Raw genomic sequence first — 25,624 nt, 5'->3', positions numbered from 1 at the left:
TCATAAAAAAAGGACAATTACTGTAGTAATTGCCCTTCGTTTCTTCATTTTGAAAAACTTATTTAGAAACTTTAAAAGCTTTTTCTTGAGGATAATAAGCCACGCCTGCTAATTCTTCTTCGATACGTAGCAACTGGTTATATTTTGCCATTCTATCTGATCGTGAAGCAGATCCTGTTTTAATTTGTCCTGTATTTAATGCAACGGCTAAATCAGCTATGGTGTTATCTTCAGTTTCCCCTGAACGATGACTCATTACTGAAGTGTACCCTGCATTATGTGCCATGTTAACAGCAGCAATAGTTTCTGTTAATGTTCCTATTTGATTTACTTTAATAAGGATTGAATTTGCTATACCATTTTCAATACCTCGTGAAAGTCTTTCAACATTTGTTACAAACAAATCATCGCCTACTAATTGAACTTTATCACCAACTTTTTCTGTTAATGATTTCCAGCCATCCCAGTCATTCTCATCCATACCATCTTCTATAGATATAATTGGATATTTTTCGCTTAACTCTGCTAAATACTGTGCCTGCTCTTCACTTGTACGTATTTTTCCTTTTGCTCCTTCGAATTTGGTGTAGTCGTATTTTCCATCCACATAAAACTCCGCGGAAGCACAATCTAAAGCGATCATTATCTCATCTCCTAATTTATAACCTGCATTTTTAACAGCTTTTGCAATTGTATCAAGCGCATCTTCTGTACCGTCAAGTGTTGGTGCAAAGCCTCCTTCGTCGCCAACTGCAGTTGATAAATTTCTATCGTGTAATACTTTTTTTAAGTTATGAAAAATTTCAGAGCCCATTTTCATGGCATGCGAAAAACTAACTGCCTTAATTGGCATTATCATAAACTCTTGAAAGGCTATTGGTGCATCAGAATGTGAACCTCCATTAATAATATTCATCATCGGTACTGGTAATGTATTAGCAGATACACCGCCAACATATCGATACAAAGGCATTCCTAACTCATTGGCTGCAGCTTTAGCACATGCTAATGAAACTCCTAAAATAGCATTCGCACCCAACTTAGATTTGTTTGGAGTACCATCTATATCTATCATTTTTTGATCGATCGCATTTTGATCAAAGACTAGAGTTCCTAAAAGTTCTTGAGCAATAATTGAATTTACATTATCAATTGCTTTTAAAACTCCTTTACCCATATAGTCACCACCTCCATCTCTTAACTCTACTGCTTCGTGTTCACCAGTAGATGCTCCCGAGGGAACAGCAGCACGTCCCAAAACACCATTTTCTGTAGTTACATCTACTTCTACCGTAGGATTTCCTCTAGAATCGAAAATCTGTCTTGCGTGAATGTCAATAATTATGCTCATATATTGATTTTTTCGTTAATAGAAATTAAGCTATTTTTCTATTTGCTAAACTACAAAATGTCTCAGTTATTTTTCGTTTCAATACTTCTAAATTGCGAAAACGATTTCAATTATTGTAAGATATAAAAAAACCCACTCAATAGAGTGGGAAAATTGCTATGAAAAAGAAAAAGTGTGATTATATCACGATGTAAAACTATGTAAAATCTAAGTTCTGCTATAATGGTATCGATAAAATACCATTAAGTATAGACGAAGTGTTATAACCTATAGTTTAATGGAAATTCTAAAATAGAACAAAAAAGAAATAATCTTAAATAGTTATAGCCTTAGTCTTCTTAACATTTTCTATAAACTGATCGAATAGATATTCAGCATCATGTGGTCCAGGGCTTGCTTCAGGATGATACTGTACAGAAAAACAATTTTTATTTTTTATACGAATACCAGCCACTGTATCATCATTTAAATGCACATGTGTAATCTCTACATCAGTATTTGCCTCTGTTTCTTCTCTATTAATTGCAAAACCATGATTTTGCGAAGTAATTTCACCTTTACCAGTAATTAGATTCTTTACAGGATGATTGATACCTCGATGACCATTATGCATTTTATAGGTAGAAATACCTTGCGACAAGGCAATAACTTGATGCCCTAAACAAATGCCAAACACGGGTAAATCTTTTTCTATAATCTCTCTAGCAACGGCTTGAGCGTTTTCTAAAGGTTCTGGGTCTCCAGGGCCATTTGATAAAAAATACCCATCAGGATTCCAAGCTTTCATTTCTTTAAAAGACGTGTTGTAAGGAAACACTTTTATATAGGCATCTCTTTTTGCGAGATTACGAAGTATGTTTCTCTTTATCCCCAAGTCTAAAGCTGCAATTTTTACTGACGCATTTTCTTCACCAAAAAAGTAAGATTCTTTCGTTGATACTTTAGATGCCAGCTCTAAGCCGTTCATACTAGGCACTTTTGACAGTTGGTCTTGTAGCTTTTCTATATCTTCTATCTCTGTTGATATAATAGCATTCATAGCACCATTTTCACGAATATAACTTACTAAAGCACGTGTATCTACATCTGAAACCGCAACAAGTTGGTGTTTTTCAAACCATGCTTCTAAAGATCCATCAGCATTAGGTCGAGAATGTGTGAAGCTAAAATTACGAACAATTAAACCTGAAATTTTAATTCCGTTAGACTCAATTTCTTCATCTTTAACACCATAATTGCCAATATGTGCATTTGTTGCCACCATGATCTGACCAAAATAAGATGGATCAGTAAAAATTTCTTGGTATCCTGTCATACCTGTATTAAAACATATTTCTCCGGTAGTGGTACCCTCTATTCCGATAGACTTTCCTTCGAAAATAGTTCCATCAGCTAATAAGATGATTGCTTTTTTTCTTGGTTTGTACTGCATTTTAAAAAAGTATTTTTCAAAAATAGTATAAAAAAAAGGATAAACTAAAATCAAGTTTATCCTTTTTATTTATTGTTTTATCAACATTTATTCTTCTTCTTGTGAAGCTTTTGTCTCTACTGGAGGAGTTGCAACAGCTGTTTCAGTTTTCTTACCACCTCTTCTTCTACGTGTAGATTTTTTCTTCTTCCCTTTAGGATTATAAAGTTCGTTATAATCTACTAATTCAACCAAGGCCATATCTGCATTATCACCTAATCTATTTCCTAGTTTAATAATACGCACATAGCCACCTGGTCTATCTGCTACTTTAGTTGCAACTTCTCTGAACAACTCAGTAACTGCCTCTTTTTGTCTCAAATAACTAAATACGATTCTACGATTATGTGTAGTATCCTCTTTAGATTTTGTAATTAAAGGCTCAACAAACTGACGTACCGCTTTTGCTTTAGCAACAGTAGTATTAATACGTTTATGTTCTATTAAAGAACACGCCATATTGGCCAACATCGCTTTTCTATGTGCAGTTTTTCTACTTAAATGATTAAATTTCTTTCCGTGTCTCATCTTTTTATAGATATTAGACGCTAGACATTAGATTTTAGACTCTTAAATTAGTAGTCGTTTTTCCTTTTGTCTTGTATCTTGTTTCTAATTATTCTTTATCTAATTTATACTTACTTAAATCCATTCCGAAAGTCAATCCTTTGTTAGCTACTAACTCATCTAATTCAGTTAATGATTTTTTACCAAAGTTTCTAAACTTCATTAAGTCATTTTTATTAAATGATACTAGGTCACCTAAAGTATCAACTTCTGCTGCTTTTAAACAGTTTAATGCTCTAACAGAAAGATCCATATCGATCAATCTTGTTTTTAACAATTGTCGCATGTGAAGTGATTCTTCATCATAAGACTCTGTTTGTGCTATTTCATCAGCTTCAAGGGTAATACGCTCATCAGAGAATAACATGAAGTGGTGAATTAATATTTTAGCGGCTTCCGTTAAGGCATCTTTTGGGTTTATAGAACCATCAGTAATGATGTCAAAAATTAACTTTTCGTAGTCAGTTTTTTGCTCAACACGATAATTTTCAACAGCATATTTTACATTCTTTATTGGTGTGTAAATAGCATCTGTGAAAATAGTTCCTAAAGGTGCATTTGCTTTTTTATTATCTTCAGATAAAACAAACCCTCTACCTTTCTCAATGGTAAGTTCCATATCTATCTTCACAGATTTTTCCATATTACAAATCACTAATTCTGGATTTAAAACTTGGAAACCTGAAATAAAATTTTGGAAATCACCTGCGGTAACTTGCTCTTGACTATTAATAGATATTGCAACAGTCTCATTATCTGACTCTTCTATTTGTTGTTTAAAACGTACTTGTTTTAAATTTAAGATAATTTCAGTAACGTCTTCTACGACACCTTTGATTGTAGAAAACTCATGCTCTACACCTTCTATTCTTATTGAAGTAATCGCATACCCTTCTAATGAAGATAATAATACTCTACGTAAAGCATTACCTACTGTTAAACCATAACCTGGTTCTAAAGGTCTGAATTCAAATCTACCTTCAAAATCAGTAGATTCGATCATGATTACTTTATCTGGTTTTTGAAAATTTAAAATTGCCATATTTTTTCTTCGTTTTGATTGCTATTTAGTTGCGCGGTTTATAAGTATGAAGAAGTACAAATAAACCCTTTGGCTAAATACCAATATGATTAATTTATTATTTAGAGTACAATTCTACAATGAACTGTTCATTAATGTTTTCTGGTATCTGAATTCTTTCTGGTACGGTAACAAAAGTTCCTTCCTTTTTATCACCATTCCAATTCAACCATTCATAAACATTGCTGCTATTTGCTAAAGAACTTTCAATTGCAGTCAACGATTTTGATTTTTCTCTTACACCTATCACATCTCCTGCTTTCAATTGATAAGAAGGTATGTTAACAAGTTCACCATTTACAGTAATGTGACGGTGAGATACTAACTGACGAGCTCCTCTTCTAGATGGAGAAATACCCATTCTATAAACCACATTATCTAAACGAGACTCACATAATTGTAATAAGATTTCACCTGTAATGCCTTTACTACGAGATGCTTTTTCAAATAAGTTTCTGAATTGACGCTCTAAAATACCGTACGTATATTTCGCTTTTTGCTTTTCTTGAAGCTGAACAGCATATTCAGATTTTTTTCCTCTACGCTTGTTATTTCCATGCTGTCCTGGAGGATAATTTCTTTTCTCAAAAGACTTATCATCTCCGAAAATTGCTTCGCCAAATTTACGAGCAATTTTAGTTTTTGGTCCTGTATATCTTGCCATTTCTATTGATTTATGAAAGGGATTATGAATTAAGGCTTCCTCCTTCGATAATCTGTATCCTTTCTCTTTTTAATTATTAAATAAAAAGCTGATTTGTTAAACAGTATCATCTCGTCTAAGTTAATGAGATACTGAAACAAGTTCAGCATAAAATTATACTCTTCTTCTTTTTGGAGGACGACATCCATTATGTGGAATTGGAGTTACATCGATAATCTCAGTTACTTCAATACCTGCATTATGAATGGTTCGAATTGCAGATTCTCTACCATTACCTGGCCCTTTTACATACACTTTTACTTTACGTAAACCTGCTTCTAAAGCAACAGCGGCACAATCTTCTGCAGCCATTTGTGCGGCATAAGGTGTATTCTTTTTAGAACCTCTAAACCCTTGTTTACCTGCAGATGACCAAGAAATTACATCTCCTTTTTTGTTTGTTAAAGAAATAATGATGTTGTTAAATGAAGCCGTAATGTGTGCCTCACCGATCGCATCAACTATAACTTTACGTTTTTTTGAACTTGACTTTGCCATATTTTATAGTTTCTAGTTGTTAGTTTTTAGTTGTTAGAATCCTAAACATTGCTATTTCAAACAGATTCATCTAACTGCTAAACACTAATTGACTAATGTCTTATTAATTATTTAGTTGCTTTTTTCTTATTAGCAACCGTTTTTCTTTTACCTTTTCTTGTTCTTGAGTTGTTCTTAGTACGTTGCCCTCTTAATGGTAAACCTACTCTATGACGGATACCTCTGTAACAACCAATATCCATTAATCGCTTAATGTTTAATTGTGTTTCAGAACGTAATTCACCTTCAATTGTATAAGAACCTACTTGCTCACGAATTCTTCCGATCTCATCATCAGACCAATCTTGAACTTTAGTACTTTCATCAACTTTAGCATTTGCTAAAATCTCTTTCGCTCTACTTCTACCAACACCGTAGATGTATGTTAATGAAATTACTCCTCTTTTTTGTTTAGGTATGTCAATTCCTGCTATTCTTGCCATATTCTTAGTTATTAGTGGTTAGTTATTAGTGGTTAGTGTTATTTTTTGCTTGAAAAAATTTAATTTTTCTCTGTCTAACTACTAGCGTCTAATTACTAACATCTACTTTATCCTTGTCTTTGTTTAAATCTAGGATTCTTTTTGTTGATTACATATAATCTGCCTTTTCTGCGTACTATTTTGCAGTCGGCACTTCTCTTTTTTACTGATGCTCTAACTTTCATCGTTTTCTTTTTTGTCGATTAAAAATCGTTAGTATCTATAGGTTATGCGAGCCTTCGTTAAATCGTAAGGACTCATTTCTAATTTTACCTTATCACCAGGTAATAATTTAATATAATGCATACGCATTTTACCTGAGATATGTGCAGTAACTATATGACCGTTTTCTAGTTCTACACGAAACATAGCATTTGATAATGCTTCACTAATAGTTCCGTCTTGCTCTATTGCTTGTTGCTTTGCCATAGTTATGCTACTGATTTTCTTTTGGTTCCTGTTTTCATTAAACCATCATAATGACGATTTAATAAGTATGAATTTATCTGTTGAATGGTATCGATTGCAACTCCAACCATAATCAACAATGACGTTCCGCCATAGAACATTGCCCAACCTGGTTGTACACCTGCCTTCACAATAATTGCCGGTAAAATGGCTAATAATGCTAAGAATATAGATCCGGGTAATGTTATACGTGATAAAATAGTATCTAAATAATCTGCCGTCTCTTTACCAGGACGAATACCTGGTAAAAAACCACCACTACGCTTTAAATCATCTGCCATTTTATTGGTAGGTACTGTAATAGCTGTATAGAAATAACTAAAAATAATAATTAGTACAGCAAACAATACATTATACCATAAACCAAACATATCTGTAAATTCAGTTCCTATTGCTTTTAAGGTATCATTTCCAGATTGCGCTAGTAAACTAGGTACAAACATCAATGCCTGTGCAAAAATAATTGGCATAACACCTGCAGCATTTACTTTTAAAGGTATATACTGTCTTGCGCCTGCAATATTTCCTGCATTACCAGCTACTGTTCTTCTTGCATATTGTACAGCTATTCTACGAACAGCGGTAACTAAGAATACACATGCTAAAATAACTACCAACCAAACGATAACTTCAATAAATACCATTAATACTCCACCTGTACCGGCAGTAATTCTAGAAGTAAGTTCTTGCATGAACATTGAAGGAAACGTCGCAATAATACCAATCATAATTAACAATGAGATACCATTACCAATACCTTTATCAGTAATACGCTCACCTAACCACATAGCAAATATACTACCTGTAGTAAGCAATAAGACTGATGAAATCCAGAACATTGGACCATTACCTAATAAAAAAGCACTTTCAGGAATACCCAATGATGGTAAACTAATAATATAGGTTGGTGCTTGTATTAACAAAATTCCAACCGTTAACCAACGTGTGATTTGCGTTATTTTTTTCTGACCACTGGCTCCTTCTTTTTGTAGTTTTTGTAAATAAGGAACTGCAATTCCCATTAACTGTACTACAATTGAAGCCGAGATATAAGGCATAATACCCAACGCCATAATAGAAGCCTGTGCAAAAGCACCTCCTGTAAAAGCATTTAGTAAACCTAAGATATTGTTATCTTGAGTATTATTTTGAAGACCTGAAAGTTGCGTAGGATCTATACCTGGTAATGGTACTTGTGCCGCTAAGCGATACACTACCATTAAACCTAGTGTAAGAATGATCTTATTTCGAAGTTCTTCTATTCTCCAAATATCTTGTATGGTACTTATAAAATTTTTCATTTACTATTTAAAAGTATTAAAGTGCAATAGCTTCACCACCTGCTTTCTCTATTGCAGTTTTAGCAGTAGCAGTGAATTTGTGAACTGTAATATTTAATTTAGCTTTTAACTCTCCTCTACCTAATATTTTTACTAGGTCATTTTTACCAGCTAATCTATTTTCTATAAGAACATCTAAAGTAACAGTATCTTTAATTCTACCATTATCTACCATTTCTTGTAATTTATCTAAGTTGATTCCAACATACTCCTTACGATTTATGTTTGTAAAACCAAACTTAGGCACACGGCGCTGTAATGGCATTTGACCGCCTTCAAAACCTATTTTCTTAGAATAACCAGAACGAGATTTAGCACCTTTGTGACCTCTAGTGGCGGTACCACCTTTTCCAGATCCTTGACCTCGACCAATTCTCTTACCTTGGGTTTTAACCGAACCTTTTGCAGGTTGTAAGTTATTTAATTCCATAACTTTATAATATTAAGCTTCTTCTACAGAAACTAAATGTTTAACTTTATTTACCATTCCTACAATTGCAGGTGTAGCGTCATGCTCTACTACTTGATTTAACTTGCGTAAACCTAGAGCTACCAACGTTCTCTTTTGATCTTGAGGACGATTTATTTGGCTGCGAGTTTGTTTTACTTTAATTTTTTTCATCGTAATCGCTCTATTTATCCGTTAAATACTTTCTCTAAAGAAATTCCTCTCTGTTTTGCTATTGTATTCGCATCACGTAATTGTAATAAAGCATCAAAAGTCGCTTTTACAACATTATGAGGGTTTGAAGATCCTTGAGATTTTGATAATACATCATGTACACCTACAGATTCTAATACCGCACGTACCGCACCACCAGCAATAACTCCGGTACCACTTGATGCAGGCTTTAAGAATACTTTAGCACCACCAAATTTACCTTTTTGCTCATGTGGTAATGTTTGGTTAATAATAGGAATTCTTATTAAGTTCTTTTTTGCATCTTCAATTGCTTTTGCGATAGCAGAAGCAACATCTTTAGATTTACCAAGACCATGACCTACTACGCCATTTTCGTTACCAACTACAACAATAGCAGAAAAACCAAATGCTCTACCTCCTTTTGTAACTTTTGTAACTCTTTGTACGCCTACTAAGTGATCTTTTAATTCTAAACCACTAGGCTTTACTCTTTCAACGTTTCCGTATTTTTGATACATAATCTTTGATTAAAATTTTAAACCTGCTTCTCTTGCCCCGTCGGCTAATGCCTTCACTCTACCATGATATAAATATCCGTTTCTATCAAAAGCAACGGTTTCAATACCTGCTTTAGTAGCTTTTTCAGCTAATGCTTTACCTACGTTAGCAGCAACTTCTATTTTTGTTCCTTTCGTATCGATTCCTTTTTCTCTTGAAGAAACAGCTAACAATGTTTTACCGTTTACATCATCGATTAATTGCGCATCGATTCCTTTATTACTTCTAAACACAGATAATCTTGGTCTCGCTTCTGTACCAGACACAACTTTTCTAATTCTGTGTTTTATTCTTTGTCTTCTTTCAAGCTTTGATAATGCCATAATATCTAGTTATTATGCAGATTTACCTGCTTTTCTTCTAATTTGTTCTCCTACAAACCTAATTCCTTTTCCTTTGTAAGGTTCTGGCTTACGGAATGAACGGATCTTAGCCGCTACTTGTCCTACCAATTGCTTATCGTAAGAAGTAAGTTTAACTATAGGGTTTTTACCTTTTTCTGAAATCGTTTCTACTTTTACTTCTGGAGCTAAATCTAATACGATGTTATGAGAGAAACCTAAAGCCAAATCTAACTTTTGACCCTGATTGCTCGCTCTGTAACCTACACCAACTAATTCTAACTCTTTAGTCCAACCTTTTGAAACGCCTTCAATCATGTTAAAAATCAAAGATCTATATAAACCGTGCTTCGCTTTATGATCTTTACTTTCTGATGGGCGCTCTAAAGTTAACGTGCCATCTTCATTTTTTATGTTAATATCTTTTATCTCTTGAGATAATTCTCCTAATTTTCCTTTAGCTGTTAAAATACCATCTTTAACATCGATTGTAACACCTTCTGGAATTGAAATTGGAGCATTTCCTATTCTTGACATCTCTTTCTACTTTTTAATAAACGTAACATAAAACTTCACCACCCACGTTTTCCTGACGTGCCTTTTTATTTGTCATCACACCTTTTGATGTAGAAACAATAGCAACACCAAGACCATTTAATACTCTTGGCATTTCAGAAGAACTAACGTACTTACGTAAACCTGGCTTACTTACACGTTCAATTTTTCTCATTACAGGTTGCTTTGTTACTTTATCGTACTTCAAAGCAATTTTAATAGCGTCTTGTACCTTATTCTCTTCAAACTTATAACTTAAGATATAGCCTTGATCGAATAAGATCTTAGTCATTTCTTTCTTTAAATTAGAAGCTGGTATTTCAACCACTCTATGTCCTGCGCTTGCAGCATTTCTAATTCTAGTTAGATAATCTGCGATAGGATCTGTATACATATATAATAATTTGCGGTTTTGGTTTTTAGCAATCTCTATTTACCTACGGAAAAAACCGTGATTACTAAACCTGAAACCAATTCATAAATTCTTACCAACTCGCCTTTTTAACACCAGGGATTAATCCCTGATTTGCCATTTCACGAAATGTTACACGTGAAATACCAAATTGACGCATATAACCTTTAGGTCTTCCTGTTAATTTACAACGATTGTGCATACGAACTGGAGATGCATTTTTTGGTAATTTTTGCAATGCTTCATAATCACCAGCTTCTTTTAAAGCTTTACGTTTTTCAGCATATTTTGCAACTAATTTTGCTCTTTTTCTCTCGCGAGCCTTCATTGATTCTTTAGCCATCTCTTAATTCTTTTTAAATGGTAAACCTAATTCGTGTAATAATGATTTTGCTTCTTTATCGGTATTCGCCGAAGTAACAAAAGTAATATCCATACCGTTGATTTTATTTACTTTGTCAATGTCGATCTCAGGGAAAATAATCTGTTCTGTAACTCCTAAGTTATAATTACCTCTACCGTCAAAACCAGTAGCTTTGATTCCTCTAAAATCTCTTACACGTGGTAATGAAGCTGTTACTAATCTATCTAAGAACTCATACATTCTTTCGCCACGTAACGTAACTTTTGCACCTATTGGCATTCCTTTACGTAATTTAAAAGAAGCAACATCTTTTTTAGATAGTGTAGAAACTGCTTTCTGACCAGTTATTTTTGTTAATTCATCAACAGCGTAATCGATTAACTTTTTATCTGCAACTGCAGCACCTACTCCTTTACTGATAACTATTTTCTCTAGCTTAGGTACTTGCATTATATTTTTGTAACCGAATTCCTCAGTTAAAGCAGCTTTTATTCTGCTATTGTACTCTTCTTTAAGTCTTGGCACGTATCCCATAACTAAATAGCTTTATCTGTTTTTTTAGAAAACCTAACTTTTTTACCATCTTCCATTCTAAATCCAACTCTAGTAGTGTTACCACCTTCAACTAATGCCAAATTAGAAATATGTATAGGTGCTTCAAATTTAGAAATTCCTCCTTGCGGATTTTGAGCACTAGGTTTCGTGTGTTTAGACACCATATTTACTCCTTCTACAACTGCTCTATTCTTATCTTTAAGAATCTTCACAATTTTACCTTGTTGTCCTTTATTATCTCCAGCGATAACCTTTACTGTATCTCCTGTTTTAATCTTTAGCTTTGTCATCTTATTAAAAATTAAAGCACTTCTGGTGCTAATGATACAATTTTCATGAATTGTTTTTCACGAAGTTCTCTCGCTACAGGACCAAAAACACGCGTACCGCGCATTTCTTCGGTAGGATTTAATAATACACATGCGTTATCATCAAATCTTATATAAGAGCCATCTTTACGACGTATTTCTTTCTTTGTACGTACTACAACAGCTCTAGATACTTGTCCTTTTTTTACAGTTCCGTTAGGTGTTGCATCTTTTACAGTAACTACAATTTTATCACCAATTGAAGCGTACCGTTTTTTTGTTCCACCAAGTACACGGATCACAAGAACTTCTTTTGCCCCTGTGTTATCTGCTACTTTTAATCTTGATTCTTGTTGTAACATAATTATTTAGCTCTTTCTAAGATTTCTACTAATCTCCAACGTTTGGTTTTACTTAACGGACGTGTTTCCATTATTCTAACAGTATCACCAATATTGCAGTCATTTTTCTCGTCGTGTGCAACATATTTCTTTGTTCTCAATACGAACTTTCCATACATTGGGTGTTTTACTCTTGTTGTATCACTAACAACAATAGACTTATCCATTCTGTTACTGGCAACTACACCTATACGTTCTTTTCTAAGATTTCTTTTTTCCATCTTGTAAATCGCGGATTACAGTTATTGTAATTCTCTTTTTGTTAATTCTGTAGCAATTCTTGCAACTGTTCTTCTTAATTCTCTCAATTGAATTGGAGATTCTAAAGGCGAAATCGTATGTGCCATTTTAAGATCAGTATAGTTTTTTTTCAAAGCGCCTAACTTTTCTTCTAACTCAGCTACAGATAATTCTTTAATTTCTGATTGTTTCATCTTCTTACTTTTTAAGCGTTGTGATCAAAATCTCTTGCAACTATAAACTTAGTTTTCACAGGTAATTTTTGTGCTGCTAAACGTAATGCCTCTTTAGCTACGTCCATTGGCACACCACCAACTTCAAACATAATTCTACCTGGCTTAACAACAGCTACGAAATATTCTGGAGCACCTTTACCTTTACCCATACGTACTTCTAATGGCTTTTTGGTAATAGGCTTGTCTGGAAAAATTTTAATCCATAACGAACCTTGTCTTTTCATATAACGAGTTGCAGCAATACGAGCGGCTTCTATCTGGCGAGAAGTAATTAAATCTTGCTCAAGAGATTTGATACCAAACATTCCGTTAGAAAGTAGGTGTCCTCTTTGAGAGTTACCTTTCATATTACCCTTACCCTTCTGAACCTTACGATATTTAACTCTTTTTGGTTGTAACATCTTCTAAATTTTTAAAAAATCTATTTTCTTCTTTGAGGTCTTCTTCCTCCTTTATTGCCTGATGATTTACCACCTTGTTTCTTAGATAAACCAACTAACGGAGACAATTCTCTTTTACCATATACCTCACCTTTCATAATCCATACTTTTACACCAATACGGCCATAAGTAGTATGAGATTCAACAAGTGCATAATCAATATCAGCTCTAAAAGTAGATAGAGGGATTCTACCTTCTTTATACCCTTCTGAACGTGCCATTTCAGCACCATTCAAACGACCAGAAATTTGAACTTTAATACCTTCAGCGTTCATACGCATTGCAGCAGCAATAGCCATCTTTATTGCGCGTCTGTAAGAAATTCTATTTTCAATTTGACGAGCAATAGAAGATGCCACTAAAAAGGCGTCTAGTTCAGGACGCTTAATTTCAAAAATATTAATCTGTACTTCTTTTCCAGTAATTTTTTTAAGCTCTTCTTTTAACTTATCTACCTCTTGACCACCTTTACCAATAATAATACCCGGTCTAGCAGTAGTGATAGTAACGGTTATAAGCTTTAGAGTGCGCTCAATAATTACTCTAGAAACACTTGCTTTTTGTAATCTAGCACGTACGTACTTTCTTATTTTATCATCTTCAGCAATTTTATCGCCATAGTTCTTTCCTCCATACCAGTTAGATTCCCATCCTCTGATGATGCCTAAACGATTTCCTATTGGATTAGTTTTCTGTCCCATACTATTTTACGAATTGCTTTGATTTTTAGTTCCTAAAACCATTGTTACGTGGTTTGAACGCTTACGAATTCTATGCGCTCTACCTTGCGGTGCTGGTCTTAATCTTTTTAACATACTTGCACTATCAACATAAATTTCTTTAACAAATAAACCTGCATCTTCAATATCTGCATCTTCATTTTTTTGCTGCCAGTTATTTATAGCTGATAATGTAAGCTTTTCTAAATTGCGCGCTGCTTCTTTAGGGCTGAACTTTAAGATCGCTAATGCTTTCTCAATTTCAACACCTCTAATTTGATCTGCAACTAAACGCATTTTTCTCGGTGACGTAGGGCAACCGTTAAGCTTCGCTAAGAATTGATTCTTGCGTGCTTCTTTACGTTGCTCAGCTCTTAATTTTTTACGAACTCCCATGATTCCTACTATTTTTTACCTTTATTTTTTGCACCTGCATGTCCTCTAAACGAACGTGTTGGTGAAAATTCTCCTAACTTATGACCTACCATGTTTTCTGTAACATATACTGGTACAAATTGACGCCCGTTATGAACACCGATAGTTTGACCAACAAAATCTGGAGTAATCATACTGGCTCTTGACCATGTCTTGATTACAGATTTTTTGTTAGACTCAACATTTACTTGTACTTTCTTTTCCAGTTTATGGAAAACATAAGGTCCTTTTTTTAATGAACGTGCCATAGTTTCTTATTTTTTTCTACGTTCTATAATATATTTATTACTTGCTTTCGTCTTAGAACGTGTTTTGTATCCCTTTGCAGGTATACCATTTCTAGAACGTGGATGACCACCTGAAGATTTACCTTCACCACCACCCATTGGATGATCTACTGGGTTCATCACTACTGGTCTTGTACGCGGTCTTCTACCCAACCATCTGTTTCTACCTGCTTTACCAGATACTAATAGCTGATGATCTGAATTCGAAACCACACCTATAGTAGCTTTACAAGTAACTAAAATTAATCTCGTTTCACCAGAAGGCAACTTTACTGTTGCATACTTACCATCTCTTGCCATTAACTGAGCAAAAGAACCCGCAGAACGCGCCATCACAGCACCTTGTCCTGGGCGTAATTCTATACAAGAAATTACAGTACCTAAAGGTATATCACTTAAAGGCATAGCATTACCAACTTCTGGAGCAACTTTCTCCCCAGAAACTACTGTTTGACCTACCTTCAATCCGCCTTGAGCAATTACATATCTTTTTTCTCCATCCGCATAATTCAATAAAGCGATAAATGCAGTTCTGTTAGGATCATACTCAATAGTCTTTACAGTAGCTGGAATACCCGTTTTATCTCTTTTAAAATCGATAATACGGTATTTCTTTTTATGCCCACCACCTAAGTAGCGCATGGTCATTCTACCTTGACTATTTCTACCACCAGACCTTTTCTTCGGAGCAAGTAAACTTTTCTCCGGCTTATCAGTAGTAACGGTGTCAAAATCATTTACTACTCTAAAACGCTGCCCGGGGGTTATTGGTTTTAATTTTCTTAATGACATCTTTTTTTCTTCTTAGATATTGCTATAAAAATCTATATTATCTCCTTCAGCTAACTCAACGATTGCTTTTTTGTAAGCTCCTTTCATACCAGAAACTAATCCTTTTTTAGTGTACTTAGTAGTACGCTTTACAGGATAGTTCATCGTTCTTACTTTGTTAACCGAAACTCCATAAGCTTGTTCAACAGCTTCTTTAATTTCTATCTTATTAGCTTTCATGTCAACCACGAAACCATAGCGATTAAATAACTCACTGGCATCGGTTGCTTTTTCTGTAATAATAGGTTTTACTAAAACTCTCATGTTGCTATTATTTGCTAAAATTAGATTCTACTTCTTCTACACAAGCTTCAGACAATACAATTTTATTTGCATTTAAAACATTGTAAGTGTTTAATTTTGAAGCAGTTACAACGTTAGATCTTTTTAAATTGCGCGATGACAAATATACGTTTTTATTTGACCCATCCAACACAAACAAAGATTTTTTGTTTTCCAACTCTAAAGCTTTCAAAACATTAATGAAATTTTTAGTCTTAGGAGTATCAAAATTAAAGTCCTCAACAACAACGATATTCTCTTCTTTAGCTTTAATAGAGAGTGCTGATTGACGCGCTAATCGTTTTAAATTTTTATTCAATTTAAAACCATAATTTCTTGGTCTAGGACCAAAAATACGTCCACCACCTCTAAACACACCAGACTTGATACTACCCGCACGAGCTGTACCAGTTCCTTTTTGCTTTTTAATCTTACGAGTACTTCCCGTAATTTCTGCTCTTTCTTTTGCTTTATGTGTTCCTTGACGTTGATTTGCCAAGTATTGTTTTACGTCTAAATAAACAGCATGTTTATTAGGTTCGATTGCAAAAATAGCATCTGAAAGCTCAACGTTTCTTCCAGTTTTTTTCCCGTTGATATCTACTACAGCTACCTTCATTATTTCTGAATGATTACATAAGAGTTTTTATGACCAGGAATAGCGCCTTTTACAACTAAAAGATTCTTTTCTGGAACCACTTTTAATACTCTTAAATTTTGAACTTTTACTTTCTCACCACCCATTCTACCTGCCATTTTCATACCCTTAAATACTCTTGCAGGATACGATGCAGCACCAATAGAACCAGGAGCTCTTAAACGGTTATGTTGACCATGTGTTGCTTGACCAACACCAGCAAACCCATGACGTTTTACAACACCTTGGAAACCTTTACCTTTAGATGTACCAGCCACATCAACAAATTCACCTTCTTCAAAGTGTTCAACTGTTATTGAATCACCTAACTTGTACTCCTCATCAAAACCTTGAAACTCAACGACTTTTTTCTTGGCTGATGCACCTGCTTTTTTAAAGTGACCATCTAAAGCTTTATTAGAGCTTTTTGCCTTTTTGTCATCGAAACCTAGTTGAAGAGCATCATACCCATCAACCGCTGTGGTTCTGACTTGGGTAACGACACACGGACCAGCCTCTATAACGGTACATGGAATGTTCTTTCCATTCTCGTCAAAAATGCTTGTCATGCCGATTTTCTTTCCTATTAACCCAGACATTTTGATTTAATTTATGATTCGAGTTAAACTCAAATCGATTATTATACTTACTTTACTTATTTAAAAAAATTCAGGGAAGAAAATATATTCATCCCTGAATCTTATTTTCTAACCGTTTTTCCCTTGACAACTGCTCGGGACATGTTTACTTCTCGTAAAACGAGAATCTATTGAAACTTTCGTTTCTTTTCACGAGATTCCTGCCTCCGCAGGAATGACATTAAACCTTAATCTCTACCTCTACACCACTCGGCAACTCTAATTTCATCAACGCATCAATCGTTTTTGATGAAGAAGAATAGATATCCAATAATCTCTTGTAAGAGCTTAATTGAAATTGCTCTCTAGATTTCTTGTTTACATGTGGTGAACGTAGTACAGTAAATATTTTTTTGTGTGTTGGTAATGGAATTGGACCATTAATAACAGCACCTGTACTTTTTACTGTTTTTACAATTTTCTCAGCAGATTTATCTACCAAGTTATAATCGTAAGACTTTAATTTTATTCTAATTTTTTGACTCATCGTTTAAACTATTTAGTAGATAATTTATCCTTGAACATTTTTGATTACTTCTTCTGCAATATTAGCAGGTGTTTCAGCATAGTGGGAAAACTCCATTGTAGAAGTTGCTCTACCAGACGATAAGGTACGTAACGATGTTACATAACCAAACATTTCTGATAAAGGTACTTCAGCTCTCACAACTTTAGAACCTGCTCTATCTGACATATCATTCACCTGACCTCTACGTCTGTTTAAGTCACCAACGATATCACCCATGTTTTCTTCTGGTGTCAACACCTCCAACTTCATAATTGGCTCCATCAATACAGCACGAGCAGCTTTCGCAGCAGCCTTGTATCCTAACTTAGCAGCAAGTTCAAATGATAATGAATCTGAATCGACAGCATGGAAAGAACCATCTTTTAAGGTAACTTTCATCGAATCCATTTCAAATCCTGCTAAAGGACCATTTTGCATTGCTGTTCTAAATCCTTTTTCTACAGAAGGAATATATTCTTTAGGAATGTTACCACCTTTGATAACATTAATAAATTCTAAACCAGATTTACCTTCTTCAGCAGGCTCCATTGTAAATACAATATCCGCAAATTTACCACGACCACCCGATTGCTTTTTATAAGTCTCTCTATGATCAGCAGCTTGAGTAATTGCTTCTTTGTACTCAACTTGTGGTTGACCTTGATTCACCTCAACTTTAAATTCACGCTTTAAACGATCAACGATAATATCTAAGTGAAGCTCACCCATTCCAGAAATAATAGTCTGACCAGAAGCCTCATCAGTTTTTACCGTAAATGTTGGATCTTCCTCAGCTAATTTCCCTAAAGCCATACCTAATTTATCAACATCTGCCTTCGTTTTAGGCTCTACAGCGATACCAATTACCGGATCTGGAAAATCCATTGATTCTAAAATGATAGGATTCTTTTCATCAGACATGGTATCACCCGTCTTAATGTCTTTAAATCCTACAGCAGCACCTATATCTCCTGCTTCAATATAATCAATTGCATTCTGTTTATTTGAGTGCATTTGGTAAATACGCGAAATACGTTCTTTTTTACCCGATCTATTGTTCAAAATATAAGAACCCGCATCTAACCTACCTGAATATGCTCTAAAGAATGCTAAGCGACCTACAAAAGGATCTGTAGCAATTTTAAATGCTAACGCAGAGAATGGTTCCTTAACGTCTGGCTTACGAGAAATCTCATTACCAGTATCAGGATCAGTACCTACAATCGCCTCTTTATCTAAAGGAGAAGGTAAATAACGACATACTGCATCTAATAAAAATTGTACACCTTTATTTTTGAAAGCAGATCCACAAATCATTGGGATAATAGACATATCCATTACCGCCGCACGAAGCGCAGCATGAATTTCATCCTCAGTGATAGAGTCTTCATCTTCCATATATTTTTCTAGTAAGTTCTCGTCATATGCAGCAACTTCTTCTATCAACTTACCTCTTAACTCAGCAGCTTCTTCTTTTAAATCTTCAGGAATTTCAACTACATCAAACGTAGCTCCTTGTGTTTCATCATGCCATACAATAGCACGGTTTTTTACCAAGTCAACAATTCCTTTAAAATTATCTTCATCACCAATATTCAATACAATAGGAACCGCATTAGAACCTAACATATCTTTTACTTGTTGACATACGGCTAAAAAGTTTGAACCCTGACGGTCCATTTTGTTTACAAAGCCCATTCTCGGTACTTTGTAATTATCAGCTAATCTCCAGTTCGTTTCTGATTGAGGCTCTACACCATCAACAGCACTAAACAAGAAAACTAATCCATCAAGAACACGTAACGAACGATTTACCTCAACAGTAAAATCAACGTGACCTGGAGTATCTATAATATTAAAGTGGTAATCCTTAGCATCTGAAGTAGGTTTACCTTGTTCCGTAGGAAACTGCCATGTACATGTAGTAGCCGCAGAAGTAATTGTAATACCTCTTTCTTGCTCTTGTTCCATCCAGTCCATCGTAGCAGCACCATCATGCACCTCACCAATCTTGTGCGAAACGCCTGTATAATAAAGTATACGCTCAGTAGTTGTAGTTTTACCTGCATCAATATGAGCAGCAATACCTATATTTCTAGTATATTTTAAATCTCTTGCCATTTTCTTAATTAAAATCTAAAGTGTGAGAATGCCTTATTCGCTTCAGCCATTTTATGAACATCAGTTCTTTTCTTCACTGCAGCACCTTCTTCTTTAGCAGCAGCTAAAATTTCAGCAGCTAATTTCTGAGCCATTGATTTTTCATTACGCTTACGTGCATAACTAATCAACCATTTGATTGCCATTGAAACTTTTCTATCTGGCCTGATTTGCATTGGAATTTGGAATGTAGCACCACCTACTCTTCTACTACGCACCTCTACATGTGGCATTACATTAGACAAAGCATCTTTCCAAATTTCTAATGAAGACTTTTCTTCATCTTGATTTCTCTCCTCTACGATTGCTAAGGCATCGTAAAATACTTTAAACGCTACAGATTTTTTACCATCTAACATCAAATTATTTACAAAACGCGTAACTAATTGATCATTAAACTTTGGATCTGGTAAAAGAATCCTTTTTTTGGCGCTTCTTTTTCTCATTTCTCTTTACATTTAAGTGATTAATTATTTCTTTGGGCGTTTTGCACCATATTTTGAACGGCGCTGAGTTCTACCCTCAACACCTGCTGTATCTAAAGCACCACGAACAACGTGATACTTAACACCAGGCAAATCTTTTACTCTTCCGCCTCTAACTAATACTATCGAGTGCTCTTGTAAATTATGACCTTCACCAGGGATATACGCATTCACTTCGTTACCATTCGTTAACCTAACCCTTGCCACTTTACGCATAGCTGAGTTTGGTTTCTTAGGTGTAGTCGTGTAAACACGTGTACATACCCCTCTTCTTTGAGGACATGATTTTAAAGCAGCCGATTTACTCTTCTTAGTTATTTGGGCTCTTCCCTTACGTACTAACTGTGATATAGTTGGCATACTAATTAATAATTGTTTTTAGATAATTTTAAAAATCTCTCTTTTAAGAGGCTGCAAATGTAGTAATTATTTCTTGTTAATCAAATACCTGCTAATTAAAATTTATCTACATTTAATATTCTAATTTTAAAAAGCTAAAATAAATGTGTTTTTACGCTATTTTTACCGCGTTTTGAACTACTTATTTACATCATATATATATATAGTTATTTTCTTTTGCTTTTTTCAAAAGGTAAATTCTCAAAATTTTTCATTAAAAATAACGGTAGTTGATAGTTTGAAAAACCCCCTTAGAGATCAGCTAACATTTAAAAAAAATCACAAGAGTGTTAAAAATCTTTTTTCTGAAATAGATTCGCTACAGCTAAGGTTAGAAAAAATGGGCTATCTCAACAATAACTTAGATTCAGTTTCTAATATTGATTCCATCTACACTGCGCATTTATTTATAGGAAATCATTTTAAGACCATCAAAGTTTTTTATAACAATGACATCTTATCAAAAAAAGAGTTATTCGCTTTCACAAAAAAAATCAATAATCACTATTTTGAAATCGATATAGAAAATGTTTCTACCACTTTAAACAACCTAACAACTTATTTAGTGAATAGAGGTAAGCCTTTTACCAAAGTAAGGTTGTCTGAGATTACAGTTAAAGAGAATCATTTAACTTCAAAATTAATTATAGAAATTTCTAACCAAAGAAAAGTAGATAAGATTATAATTAATGGATATAAAGAATTTCCTAAAACATTTTTTAAACATTATTTAAATCTCAACAATTCTGTTTTGTATAACACCAATAAAATAGAACAATTATCTCGATTAATCAAATCATTACCTTTTGCTTCTGAATTGAAACCTTCAGAAGTGTTGTTTACCAAAGACTCTACCTACCTTTATTTATATTTAAAAAAAGAAAGAGCCAGTAAATTTGATGGATTGATTGGGTTTAGCTCACAAGAAAATTCTAATAAACTTGTCTTTAATGGTTATCTTGATCTCGAGTTAAATAATATTTTGAATACAGGCGAAAACATTTCCTTACAATGGAAAAATAACGGAAACGATCGTCAATTCTTTGATTTTAACATCAACTTACCTTATCTCTTTAATCTACCTATAACACCATCCTTGAAATTAAACATATATAAACAAGACTCAACTTTTATTAACACCAACACAAATTTTGAGATTGGTTATAATATCAATTATCAAAATAAGATACGTCTAATCTATAATTCAGAAAATTCTAACAATCTTTTAGAAATACCCTCTGAAGAAATACTTGATTACAAATCTAATTTTATAGGGATAGGTTATGACTTTTTGAAGTTAAACGAAAATGATTTATTTCCAGAAAAGTTTACTAGTTCATTTTCCGCTTCTACTGGAAAAAGAAAAAACGAGAATCAAAATAGTACCCAAACAAAAATAAACTTGGTCACTAAGTATCTCTGGAGTTTAAACCTTAGAAATCATATTTTTATAAAAAATTCAAGTTCCATATTATTCTCAGACAACTATTTTACAAATGAACTTTTTAGAATAGGAGGTATAAATAGTATTAGAGGGTTTAACGAAGAAAGCATCCTAGCATCCAGCTTTTATGTTTTCAATTTAGAATATCGCTATAATTCGAATAACACATCTTACATATATACTATTTCTGATGGTGCTTTCGTCAGGAATCAATTAAATGACTATTCTGAGCAAATTTTTAGTTTGGGTGTTGGATATTCTTTTAAAACCGTTTTAGGAATAATCAATCTTAGTTATGCGATTGGAAAATCACAAAACTCTTCTTTCTCTTTAGACAATTCGAGATTTCATTTTAAAATCGCCAATTTATTTTAATAAAAATGTATATGATTAAGTCGCAATTAAAGTTAATACTTACATCTATAACATGTTTTTTAAAAAAAAAGTTTGGAGCTTTAACAATTTATTAAGACTTTTGGGAACATTAATTCAAATAATTATATAATGAAAACAAAGTTTAGTGGAATTTTAACGCTATTACTGGCGTTTGTTGTGCAATTTACTTTTGCACAAGAAAAAACTATAACCGGTACGGTTTCTGACGAGTCAGGACCTCTACCTGGGGTTAGTATTGTTATTAAAGGAACTACCACTGGTACTGAAACTGATTTTGATGGTAAATATTCCATTAATGCTAAAGAGGGTGATATATTGCGCTTTAGCTTTGTTGGAATGAGTACGAAAGAAGTTACAATTGGCGCCTCTAATGTTATTAATGTTGTCTTAACTGCTGATAACTTATTAGAAGAGGTAGTAGTTACAGCTCAAGGAATTAAAAGAGAAAAGAAAGCTCTTGGGTATTCAGTAGCAACAGTATCGAGTGAAGATTTAGAAAAAAAACCAGATTCAGATATCGGTAAAATACTAAGAGGTAAAGCTGCTGGTGTTAGAATTACAGGAACAGGTGGTGTTTCTGGTAGTGGTTCGAACATCATTATTCGTGGCTTTTCTTCGATTACAGGTAGTAACCAACCTTTATTTGTAATTGACGGCGTTCCTTTTGACGGAGCAACTGGTGGTGCTAATCAATCTGCTAGTTCTTCTAATTTTCAATCTGGTAACGTTCGAAGTGGGTTTGCAGATATTGATCCAAATAACATTGCAAGTGTAAGTATATTGAAAGGATTGAGTGCAACTGCACTATATGGTGGTCAAGGTAGAAACGGTGTAATATTAATTACAACTAAAACTGGCACACAAACTTCTAAGAAGTTAGAAGTTACTGTTGGACAATCTGTGTTCGCAAATGAAATAATTCTTCCTGATTATCAAGACACATGGGGTAATGGTTTCCAAAATGTTTATGGAGCTTTCTTTAGTAACTGGGGAGCAAGATTTGATAGTCAAGCCACTATTGATAATGCCTTCAGAACTATGCTTCGTAACAATTTTAATGTAAATGAACCTTCAGAGTTATTTCCTGGAAGGACAGACCTTGACACACCAAATGTTGAGTATCGCCCTTATGATTCACAAGCAGACTTCTTTAGAACTGGCATATTGAGTAACACTTCAGTATCGGCTTCTGGTAGTTTTGGTGAAAAAGGTAATTTTAATGTATCATATGGTCACACGGATGATGAATCTTTTATTCCAGGTAATTCCTTGACTAGAAATAATTTCTCATTGGCTGGTATGTATAAACTTGATAACAAATTTACTGTTAGTGGTAAATTAAGTTTTGCTAATACAAATATTACCTCTCCTTTTACAGATGCTTCAACTGGTAGTGATGTATCTATTTCTACCGCGGGTACGGGTGGTATCGCTTCTATTTGGAATATTTTATATTTACCACGTAGTGTTGATATTAATTTACCTTATCAACATCCAATTACTGGTGAAAGTTTATGGTATAGAGGTGGTAATGATCGTATGAATCCTCGTTGGGTTGTTGATAATACCAAAGACACCAATAAAACGAATAGATTATTTGGTAATTTTATAGCTTCATATGATTTTAATGATTGGTTAAAACTATCATATAGATTGGGTATTGACAATACTAATGATAGAACCATGCGTGCCATAAATAAAGGCGCAAATGATGGTATTCATCCTAATGGATATCTTCAAACTACATCTTCTAGATTCACTATTTGGGATCATTCTTTATTAGCAAGTGTAGATAAACAACTATCAGAAGATTTTAGTTTACAAGCCACTGTTGGAGCTACTTCACAAAGAAGAGAGTTTGATAGAGATGGTTCTGAAAGTAGAGAGCAAATTATCTATGGATTATTAAATCATGTGAATTTTGTGAATTCAAGTACCATTATAGAGGGAACATTGTTTGCAAGTAATAACGGAACTTACCAAAGAACAAGTGAAGAGAATTTATTAGCTCTATATACTTCTGCTACTTTGGGATATAAAAACTATTTATATTTGAACGCATCTTTAAGAAACGAATGGTCATCTACTTTAGAGCAAGCTAATAGATCTCAATTCTCACCAGGAGTTAGTGTTTCTTTTGTTCCAACTTCTGCAATCGAATCATTACAAGAATCTGAAGTTTTAAACTATCTTAAATTAAGAGCAGGTTATGGTACATCTCCAGGTTTCCCTGGACCTTATAATACTAGAGCATTTGTAGATTTAGTACCGAATATTTTTGAAAGTGTTGATGGCAATGTTACAACTACAACAAGTATCCCAAGATTTTTACCAAATCCAGATCTTCAGCCTGAACTCTCTAAAGAATATGAATTAGGTTTAGAAACTCGATTATTTAAAAATAGAGTAGGTTTAGACTTTACATATTATAATAGAGATACAGAAAACCTAATTATCGCTAGACCTTTAGCTCCTGAAACAGGCTACACTAGTCAATTCATTAATATTGGTAATGTAATTAATAAAGGTGTTGAGATTGTTGCTGATGTGACCCCAGTAAGAACTGATAATTTTAATTGGAAAATATCTGGTAGTTTTACTAAGAATGAAAGTGAAGTAAAAGGTTTAAGTGAAGGAGAGCAAATTCTATATGGAGGAGTTTTTTCAACACCTGCTAATGCCGCAATAAATGGTGAACAATTAGGTGTAATTGTTGGTGGACAAATTTTAAGAGACGAAAATGGTAATCGCTTAGTTGACGAAAATGGTTATTGGATACAAGATCCAAGTAACGGTATTATAGGTGACCCCAATCCTGATTGGTTTTCTACTATAAATAATAGTGTTAGGTGGAAAAACTTGACTTTTAATATGCAATGGGAATACCAAAAAGGTGGTGATATTTATGCAACCACTGTAGGAGCACTTGTGGGTCGTGGTCTTGTTGAAGATACAGATTTTGATAGAACTCAAAGTATTATTTTACCAGGTATAAGACAAGCTACTGGGCAACCTAATGATATCCAGTTAACAGCGACGGAGGCTTATTTTAACAATATTGGTTTTGGTATTGATGAGGTTTTGATATTTGATGCTACCCATGTAAGATTAAGAGAAGCGTCTTTAAGTTATAATTTGCCTGAGAAGTTTTTAGATAAAACTCCATTTGGTACCGTTTCTTTTACAGTTACAGGTCAGAATTTATTTGTAAAAGCATTTAACACACCTGAAAGTGTAAACTATGATCCTGAATTGAATAGTTTAGGTGTAGGTAATTCGCAAGGTTTTGATTATTTAACATCTTGGAATTCTAGAAGATACGGAATGAGTGTAAAACTAACTTTCTAAAA

36 protein-coding genes are annotated in these 25,624 nt (G+C 33.9%); 2 read left to right on the top strand and 34 right to left on the bottom strand.

Annotated features, from left to right (window positions below):
• Nucleotides 1-58 precede the first annotated feature (58 nt).
• The 34 genes from eno to rpsL form a co-directional block, all read right to left on the bottom strand.
• Nucleotides 59-1,351 (bottom strand): phosphopyruvate hydratase, encoded by a 1,293-nt coding sequence (gene eno, locus AC1EUY_RS03050; RefSeq protein WP_480194022.1) that lies wholly within the window; start codon nucleotides 1,349-1,351, stop codon nucleotides 59-61.
• Between the two features lie 313 nt (nucleotides 1,352-1,664).
• Nucleotides 1,665-2,783, bottom strand: a complete 1,119-nt coding sequence (gene carA / locus AC1EUY_RS03045) for a glutamine-hydrolyzing carbamoyl-phosphate synthase small subunit (RefSeq protein ID WP_480194021.1) — start codon at nucleotides 2,781-2,783, stop codon at nucleotides 1,665-1,667.
• Between the two features lie 87 nt (nucleotides 2,784-2,870).
• Entirely contained in the window at nucleotides 2,871-3,350 is a 480-nt protein-coding gene (rplQ, locus tag AC1EUY_RS03040) for a 50S ribosomal protein L17 (protein ID WP_480194020.1), read from the bottom strand.
• Nucleotides 3,351-3,438: 88 nt separating this feature from the next.
• Nucleotides 3,439-4,431: a DNA-directed RNA polymerase subunit alpha gene (locus AC1EUY_RS03035; protein WP_480194019.1), complete on the bottom strand. Its 993-nt coding sequence runs from the start codon at nucleotides 4,429-4,431 to the stop codon at nucleotides 3,439-3,441.
• A gap of 97 nt (nucleotides 4,432-4,528) precedes the next feature.
• Nucleotides 4,529-5,134, bottom strand: a complete 606-nt coding sequence (gene rpsD, locus AC1EUY_RS03030) for a 30S ribosomal protein S4 (protein WP_480194018.1) — start codon at nucleotides 5,132-5,134, stop codon at nucleotides 4,529-4,531.
• A gap of 153 nt (nucleotides 5,135-5,287) precedes the next feature.
• The gene (rpsK, locus tag AC1EUY_RS03025) at nucleotides 5,288-5,671 is read right to left on the bottom strand and encodes a 30S ribosomal protein S11 (RefSeq protein WP_480194017.1); all 384 of its coding nucleotides are present in this window, start codon (nucleotides 5,669-5,671) and stop codon (nucleotides 5,288-5,290) included.
• Between the two features lie 107 nt (nucleotides 5,672-5,778).
• Entirely contained in the window at nucleotides 5,779-6,153 is a 375-nt protein-coding gene (rpsM, locus tag AC1EUY_RS03020; RefSeq protein ID WP_480194016.1) for a 30S ribosomal protein S13, read from the bottom strand.
• Between the two features lie 107 nt (nucleotides 6,154-6,260).
• Entirely contained in the window at nucleotides 6,261-6,377 is a 117-nt protein-coding gene (gene ykgO / locus AC1EUY_RS03015; RefSeq protein WP_013305171.1) for a type B 50S ribosomal protein L36, read from the bottom strand.
• 28 nt (nucleotides 6,378-6,405) lie between these two features.
• Nucleotides 6,406-6,621: a translation initiation factor IF-1 gene (gene infA, locus AC1EUY_RS03010; RefSeq protein WP_480194015.1), complete on the bottom strand. Its 216-nt coding sequence runs from the start codon at nucleotides 6,619-6,621 to the stop codon at nucleotides 6,406-6,408.
• Nucleotides 6,622-6,623: 2 nt separating this feature from the next.
• Nucleotides 6,624-7,961, bottom strand: a complete 1,338-nt coding sequence (gene secY / locus AC1EUY_RS03005; RefSeq protein WP_480194014.1) for a preprotein translocase subunit SecY — start codon at nucleotides 7,959-7,961, stop codon at nucleotides 6,624-6,626.
• Between the two features lie 16 nt (nucleotides 7,962-7,977).
• Nucleotides 7,978-8,430 carry a 50S ribosomal protein L15 gene (gene rplO / locus AC1EUY_RS03000; RefSeq protein WP_480194013.1) on the bottom strand — a complete coding sequence of 151 codons (453 nt, stop codon included), beginning with the start codon at nucleotides 8,428-8,430 and terminating at the stop codon, nucleotides 7,978-7,980.
• Between the two features lie 12 nt (nucleotides 8,431-8,442).
• Nucleotides 8,443-8,622 carry a 50S ribosomal protein L30 gene (rpmD, locus tag AC1EUY_RS02995; RefSeq protein WP_480194012.1) on the bottom strand — a complete coding sequence of 60 codons (180 nt, stop codon included), beginning with the start codon at nucleotides 8,620-8,622 and terminating at the stop codon, nucleotides 8,443-8,445.
• A gap of 14 nt (nucleotides 8,623-8,636) precedes the next feature.
• On the bottom strand, nucleotides 8,637-9,161 hold the full coding sequence (gene rpsE / locus AC1EUY_RS02990; RefSeq protein WP_480194011.1) for a 30S ribosomal protein S5: 525 nt from the start codon (nucleotides 9,159-9,161) through the stop codon (nucleotides 8,637-8,639).
• 9 nt (nucleotides 9,162-9,170) lie between these two features.
• Entirely contained in the window at nucleotides 9,171-9,524 is a 354-nt protein-coding gene (rplR, locus tag AC1EUY_RS02985) for a 50S ribosomal protein L18 (RefSeq protein ID WP_480194010.1), read from the bottom strand.
• Nucleotides 9,525-9,536: 12 nt separating this feature from the next.
• Nucleotides 9,537-10,079 carry a 50S ribosomal protein L6 gene (gene rplF, locus AC1EUY_RS02980; protein WP_480194009.1) on the bottom strand — a complete coding sequence of 181 codons (543 nt, stop codon included), beginning with the start codon at nucleotides 10,077-10,079 and terminating at the stop codon, nucleotides 9,537-9,539.
• A 13-nt stretch (nucleotides 10,080-10,092) separates the two neighbouring features.
• Nucleotides 10,093-10,491 (bottom strand): 30S ribosomal protein S8, encoded by a 399-nt coding sequence (gene rpsH, locus AC1EUY_RS02975; protein ID WP_480194008.1) that lies wholly within the window; start codon nucleotides 10,489-10,491, stop codon nucleotides 10,093-10,095.
• 91 nt (nucleotides 10,492-10,582) lie between these two features.
• A complete protein-coding gene (gene rpsN, locus AC1EUY_RS02970; protein ID WP_480194007.1) occupies nucleotides 10,583-10,852 on the bottom strand; it encodes a 30S ribosomal protein S14 in 270 nt (89 codons plus the stop codon).
• A gap of 3 nt (nucleotides 10,853-10,855) precedes the next feature.
• The gene (gene rplE, locus AC1EUY_RS02965; RefSeq protein ID WP_480194006.1) at nucleotides 10,856-11,407 is read right to left on the bottom strand and encodes a 50S ribosomal protein L5; all 552 of its coding nucleotides are present in this window, start codon (nucleotides 11,405-11,407) and stop codon (nucleotides 10,856-10,858) included.
• 2 nt (nucleotides 11,408-11,409) lie between these two features.
• Nucleotides 11,410-11,718 carry a 50S ribosomal protein L24 gene (rplX, locus tag AC1EUY_RS02960; RefSeq protein WP_480194005.1) on the bottom strand — a complete coding sequence of 103 codons (309 nt, stop codon included), beginning with the start codon at nucleotides 11,716-11,718 and terminating at the stop codon, nucleotides 11,410-11,412.
• Nucleotides 11,719-11,729: 11 nt separating this feature from the next.
• Entirely contained in the window at nucleotides 11,730-12,098 is a 369-nt protein-coding gene (gene rplN, locus AC1EUY_RS02955) for a 50S ribosomal protein L14 (RefSeq protein WP_480194004.1), read from the bottom strand.
• Between the two features lie 2 nt (nucleotides 12,099-12,100).
• Nucleotides 12,101-12,358 (bottom strand): 30S ribosomal protein S17, encoded by a 258-nt coding sequence (gene rpsQ / locus AC1EUY_RS02950; RefSeq protein WP_480194003.1) that lies wholly within the window; start codon nucleotides 12,356-12,358, stop codon nucleotides 12,101-12,103.
• A gap of 21 nt (nucleotides 12,359-12,379) precedes the next feature.
• Nucleotides 12,380-12,571: a 50S ribosomal protein L29 gene (gene rpmC, locus AC1EUY_RS02945; RefSeq protein WP_480194002.1), complete on the bottom strand. Its 192-nt coding sequence runs from the start codon at nucleotides 12,569-12,571 to the stop codon at nucleotides 12,380-12,382.
• 11 nt (nucleotides 12,572-12,582) lie between these two features.
• Complete coding sequence (gene rplP, locus AC1EUY_RS02940; RefSeq protein ID WP_480194001.1) at nucleotides 12,583-13,014, bottom strand: 50S ribosomal protein L16; 432 nt, start codon at nucleotides 13,012-13,014, stop codon at nucleotides 12,583-12,585.
• 20 nt (nucleotides 13,015-13,034) lie between these two features.
• On the bottom strand, nucleotides 13,035-13,754 hold the full coding sequence (gene rpsC / locus AC1EUY_RS02935) for a 30S ribosomal protein S3 (RefSeq protein ID WP_480194000.1): 720 nt from the start codon (nucleotides 13,752-13,754) through the stop codon (nucleotides 13,035-13,037).
• Nucleotides 13,755-13,760: 6 nt separating this feature from the next.
• Complete coding sequence (gene rplV, locus AC1EUY_RS02930; protein WP_480193999.1) at nucleotides 13,761-14,168, bottom strand: 50S ribosomal protein L22; 408 nt, start codon at nucleotides 14,166-14,168, stop codon at nucleotides 13,761-13,763.
• Nucleotides 14,169-14,176: 8 nt separating this feature from the next.
• Complete coding sequence (rpsS, locus tag AC1EUY_RS02925) at nucleotides 14,177-14,455, bottom strand: 30S ribosomal protein S19 (protein WP_480193998.1); 279 nt, start codon at nucleotides 14,453-14,455, stop codon at nucleotides 14,177-14,179.
• A 6-nt stretch (nucleotides 14,456-14,461) separates the two neighbouring features.
• A complete protein-coding gene (gene rplB / locus AC1EUY_RS02920) occupies nucleotides 14,462-15,286 on the bottom strand; it encodes a 50S ribosomal protein L2 (RefSeq protein WP_480193997.1) in 825 nt (274 codons plus the stop codon).
• A gap of 12 nt (nucleotides 15,287-15,298) precedes the next feature.
• Complete coding sequence (gene rplW / locus AC1EUY_RS02915) at nucleotides 15,299-15,589, bottom strand: 50S ribosomal protein L23 (RefSeq protein ID WP_480193996.1); 291 nt, start codon at nucleotides 15,587-15,589, stop codon at nucleotides 15,299-15,301.
• Between the two features lie 7 nt (nucleotides 15,590-15,596).
• Nucleotides 15,597-16,226, bottom strand: coding sequence for a 50S ribosomal protein L4 (gene rplD / locus AC1EUY_RS02910; RefSeq protein WP_480193995.1), 630 nt, complete (start codon nucleotides 16,224-16,226; stop codon nucleotides 15,597-15,599).
• Nucleotides 16,226-16,843, bottom strand: coding sequence for a 50S ribosomal protein L3 (gene rplC, locus AC1EUY_RS02905; RefSeq protein ID WP_480193994.1), 618 nt, complete (start codon nucleotides 16,841-16,843; stop codon nucleotides 16,226-16,228). Before rplC ends, rplD begins: the two co-directional genes overlap by 1 nt.
• A gap of 220 nt (nucleotides 16,844-17,063) precedes the next feature.
• The gene (gene rpsJ / locus AC1EUY_RS02900; protein WP_480193993.1) at nucleotides 17,064-17,369 is read right to left on the bottom strand and encodes a 30S ribosomal protein S10; all 306 of its coding nucleotides are present in this window, start codon (nucleotides 17,367-17,369) and stop codon (nucleotides 17,064-17,066) included.
• Nucleotides 17,370-17,393: 24 nt separating this feature from the next.
• Complete coding sequence (gene fusA, locus AC1EUY_RS02895; protein WP_480193992.1) at nucleotides 17,394-19,511, bottom strand: elongation factor G; 2,118 nt, start codon at nucleotides 19,509-19,511, stop codon at nucleotides 17,394-17,396.
• An 8-nt stretch (nucleotides 19,512-19,519) separates the two neighbouring features.
• On the bottom strand, nucleotides 19,520-19,996 hold the full coding sequence (rpsG, locus tag AC1EUY_RS02890; RefSeq protein WP_480193991.1) for a 30S ribosomal protein S7: 477 nt from the start codon (nucleotides 19,994-19,996) through the stop codon (nucleotides 19,520-19,522).
• A 24-nt stretch (nucleotides 19,997-20,020) separates the two neighbouring features.
• Nucleotides 20,021-20,395, bottom strand: coding sequence for a 30S ribosomal protein S12 (gene rpsL / locus AC1EUY_RS02885; protein ID WP_480193990.1), 375 nt, complete (start codon nucleotides 20,393-20,395; stop codon nucleotides 20,021-20,023).
• A gap of 277 nt (nucleotides 20,396-20,672) precedes the next feature.
• On the opposite strand from rpsL, the gene AC1EUY_RS02880 reads away from it, so the two are divergent.
• Together AC1EUY_RS02880 and AC1EUY_RS02875 are read left to right on the top strand one after the other, a co-directional pair.
• On the top strand, nucleotides 20,673-22,253 hold the full coding sequence (locus AC1EUY_RS02880) for a BamA/TamA family outer membrane protein (protein ID WP_480193989.1): 1,581 nt from the start codon (nucleotides 20,673-20,675) through the stop codon (nucleotides 22,251-22,253).
• A 129-nt stretch (nucleotides 22,254-22,382) separates the two neighbouring features.
• Complete coding sequence (locus tag AC1EUY_RS02875) at nucleotides 22,383-25,622, top strand: SusC/RagA family TonB-linked outer membrane protein (RefSeq protein ID WP_480193988.1); 3,240 nt, start codon at nucleotides 22,383-22,385, stop codon at nucleotides 25,620-25,622.
• Nucleotides 25,623-25,624 lie beyond the last annotated feature (2 nt).

It is taken from the genome of Maritimimonas sp. 2210JD6-3, assembly GCF_056591795.1.
The sequence above is the reverse complement of the archived record's forward strand: the minus strand, read 5'-3'. Positions and strand labels throughout refer to the sequence as shown.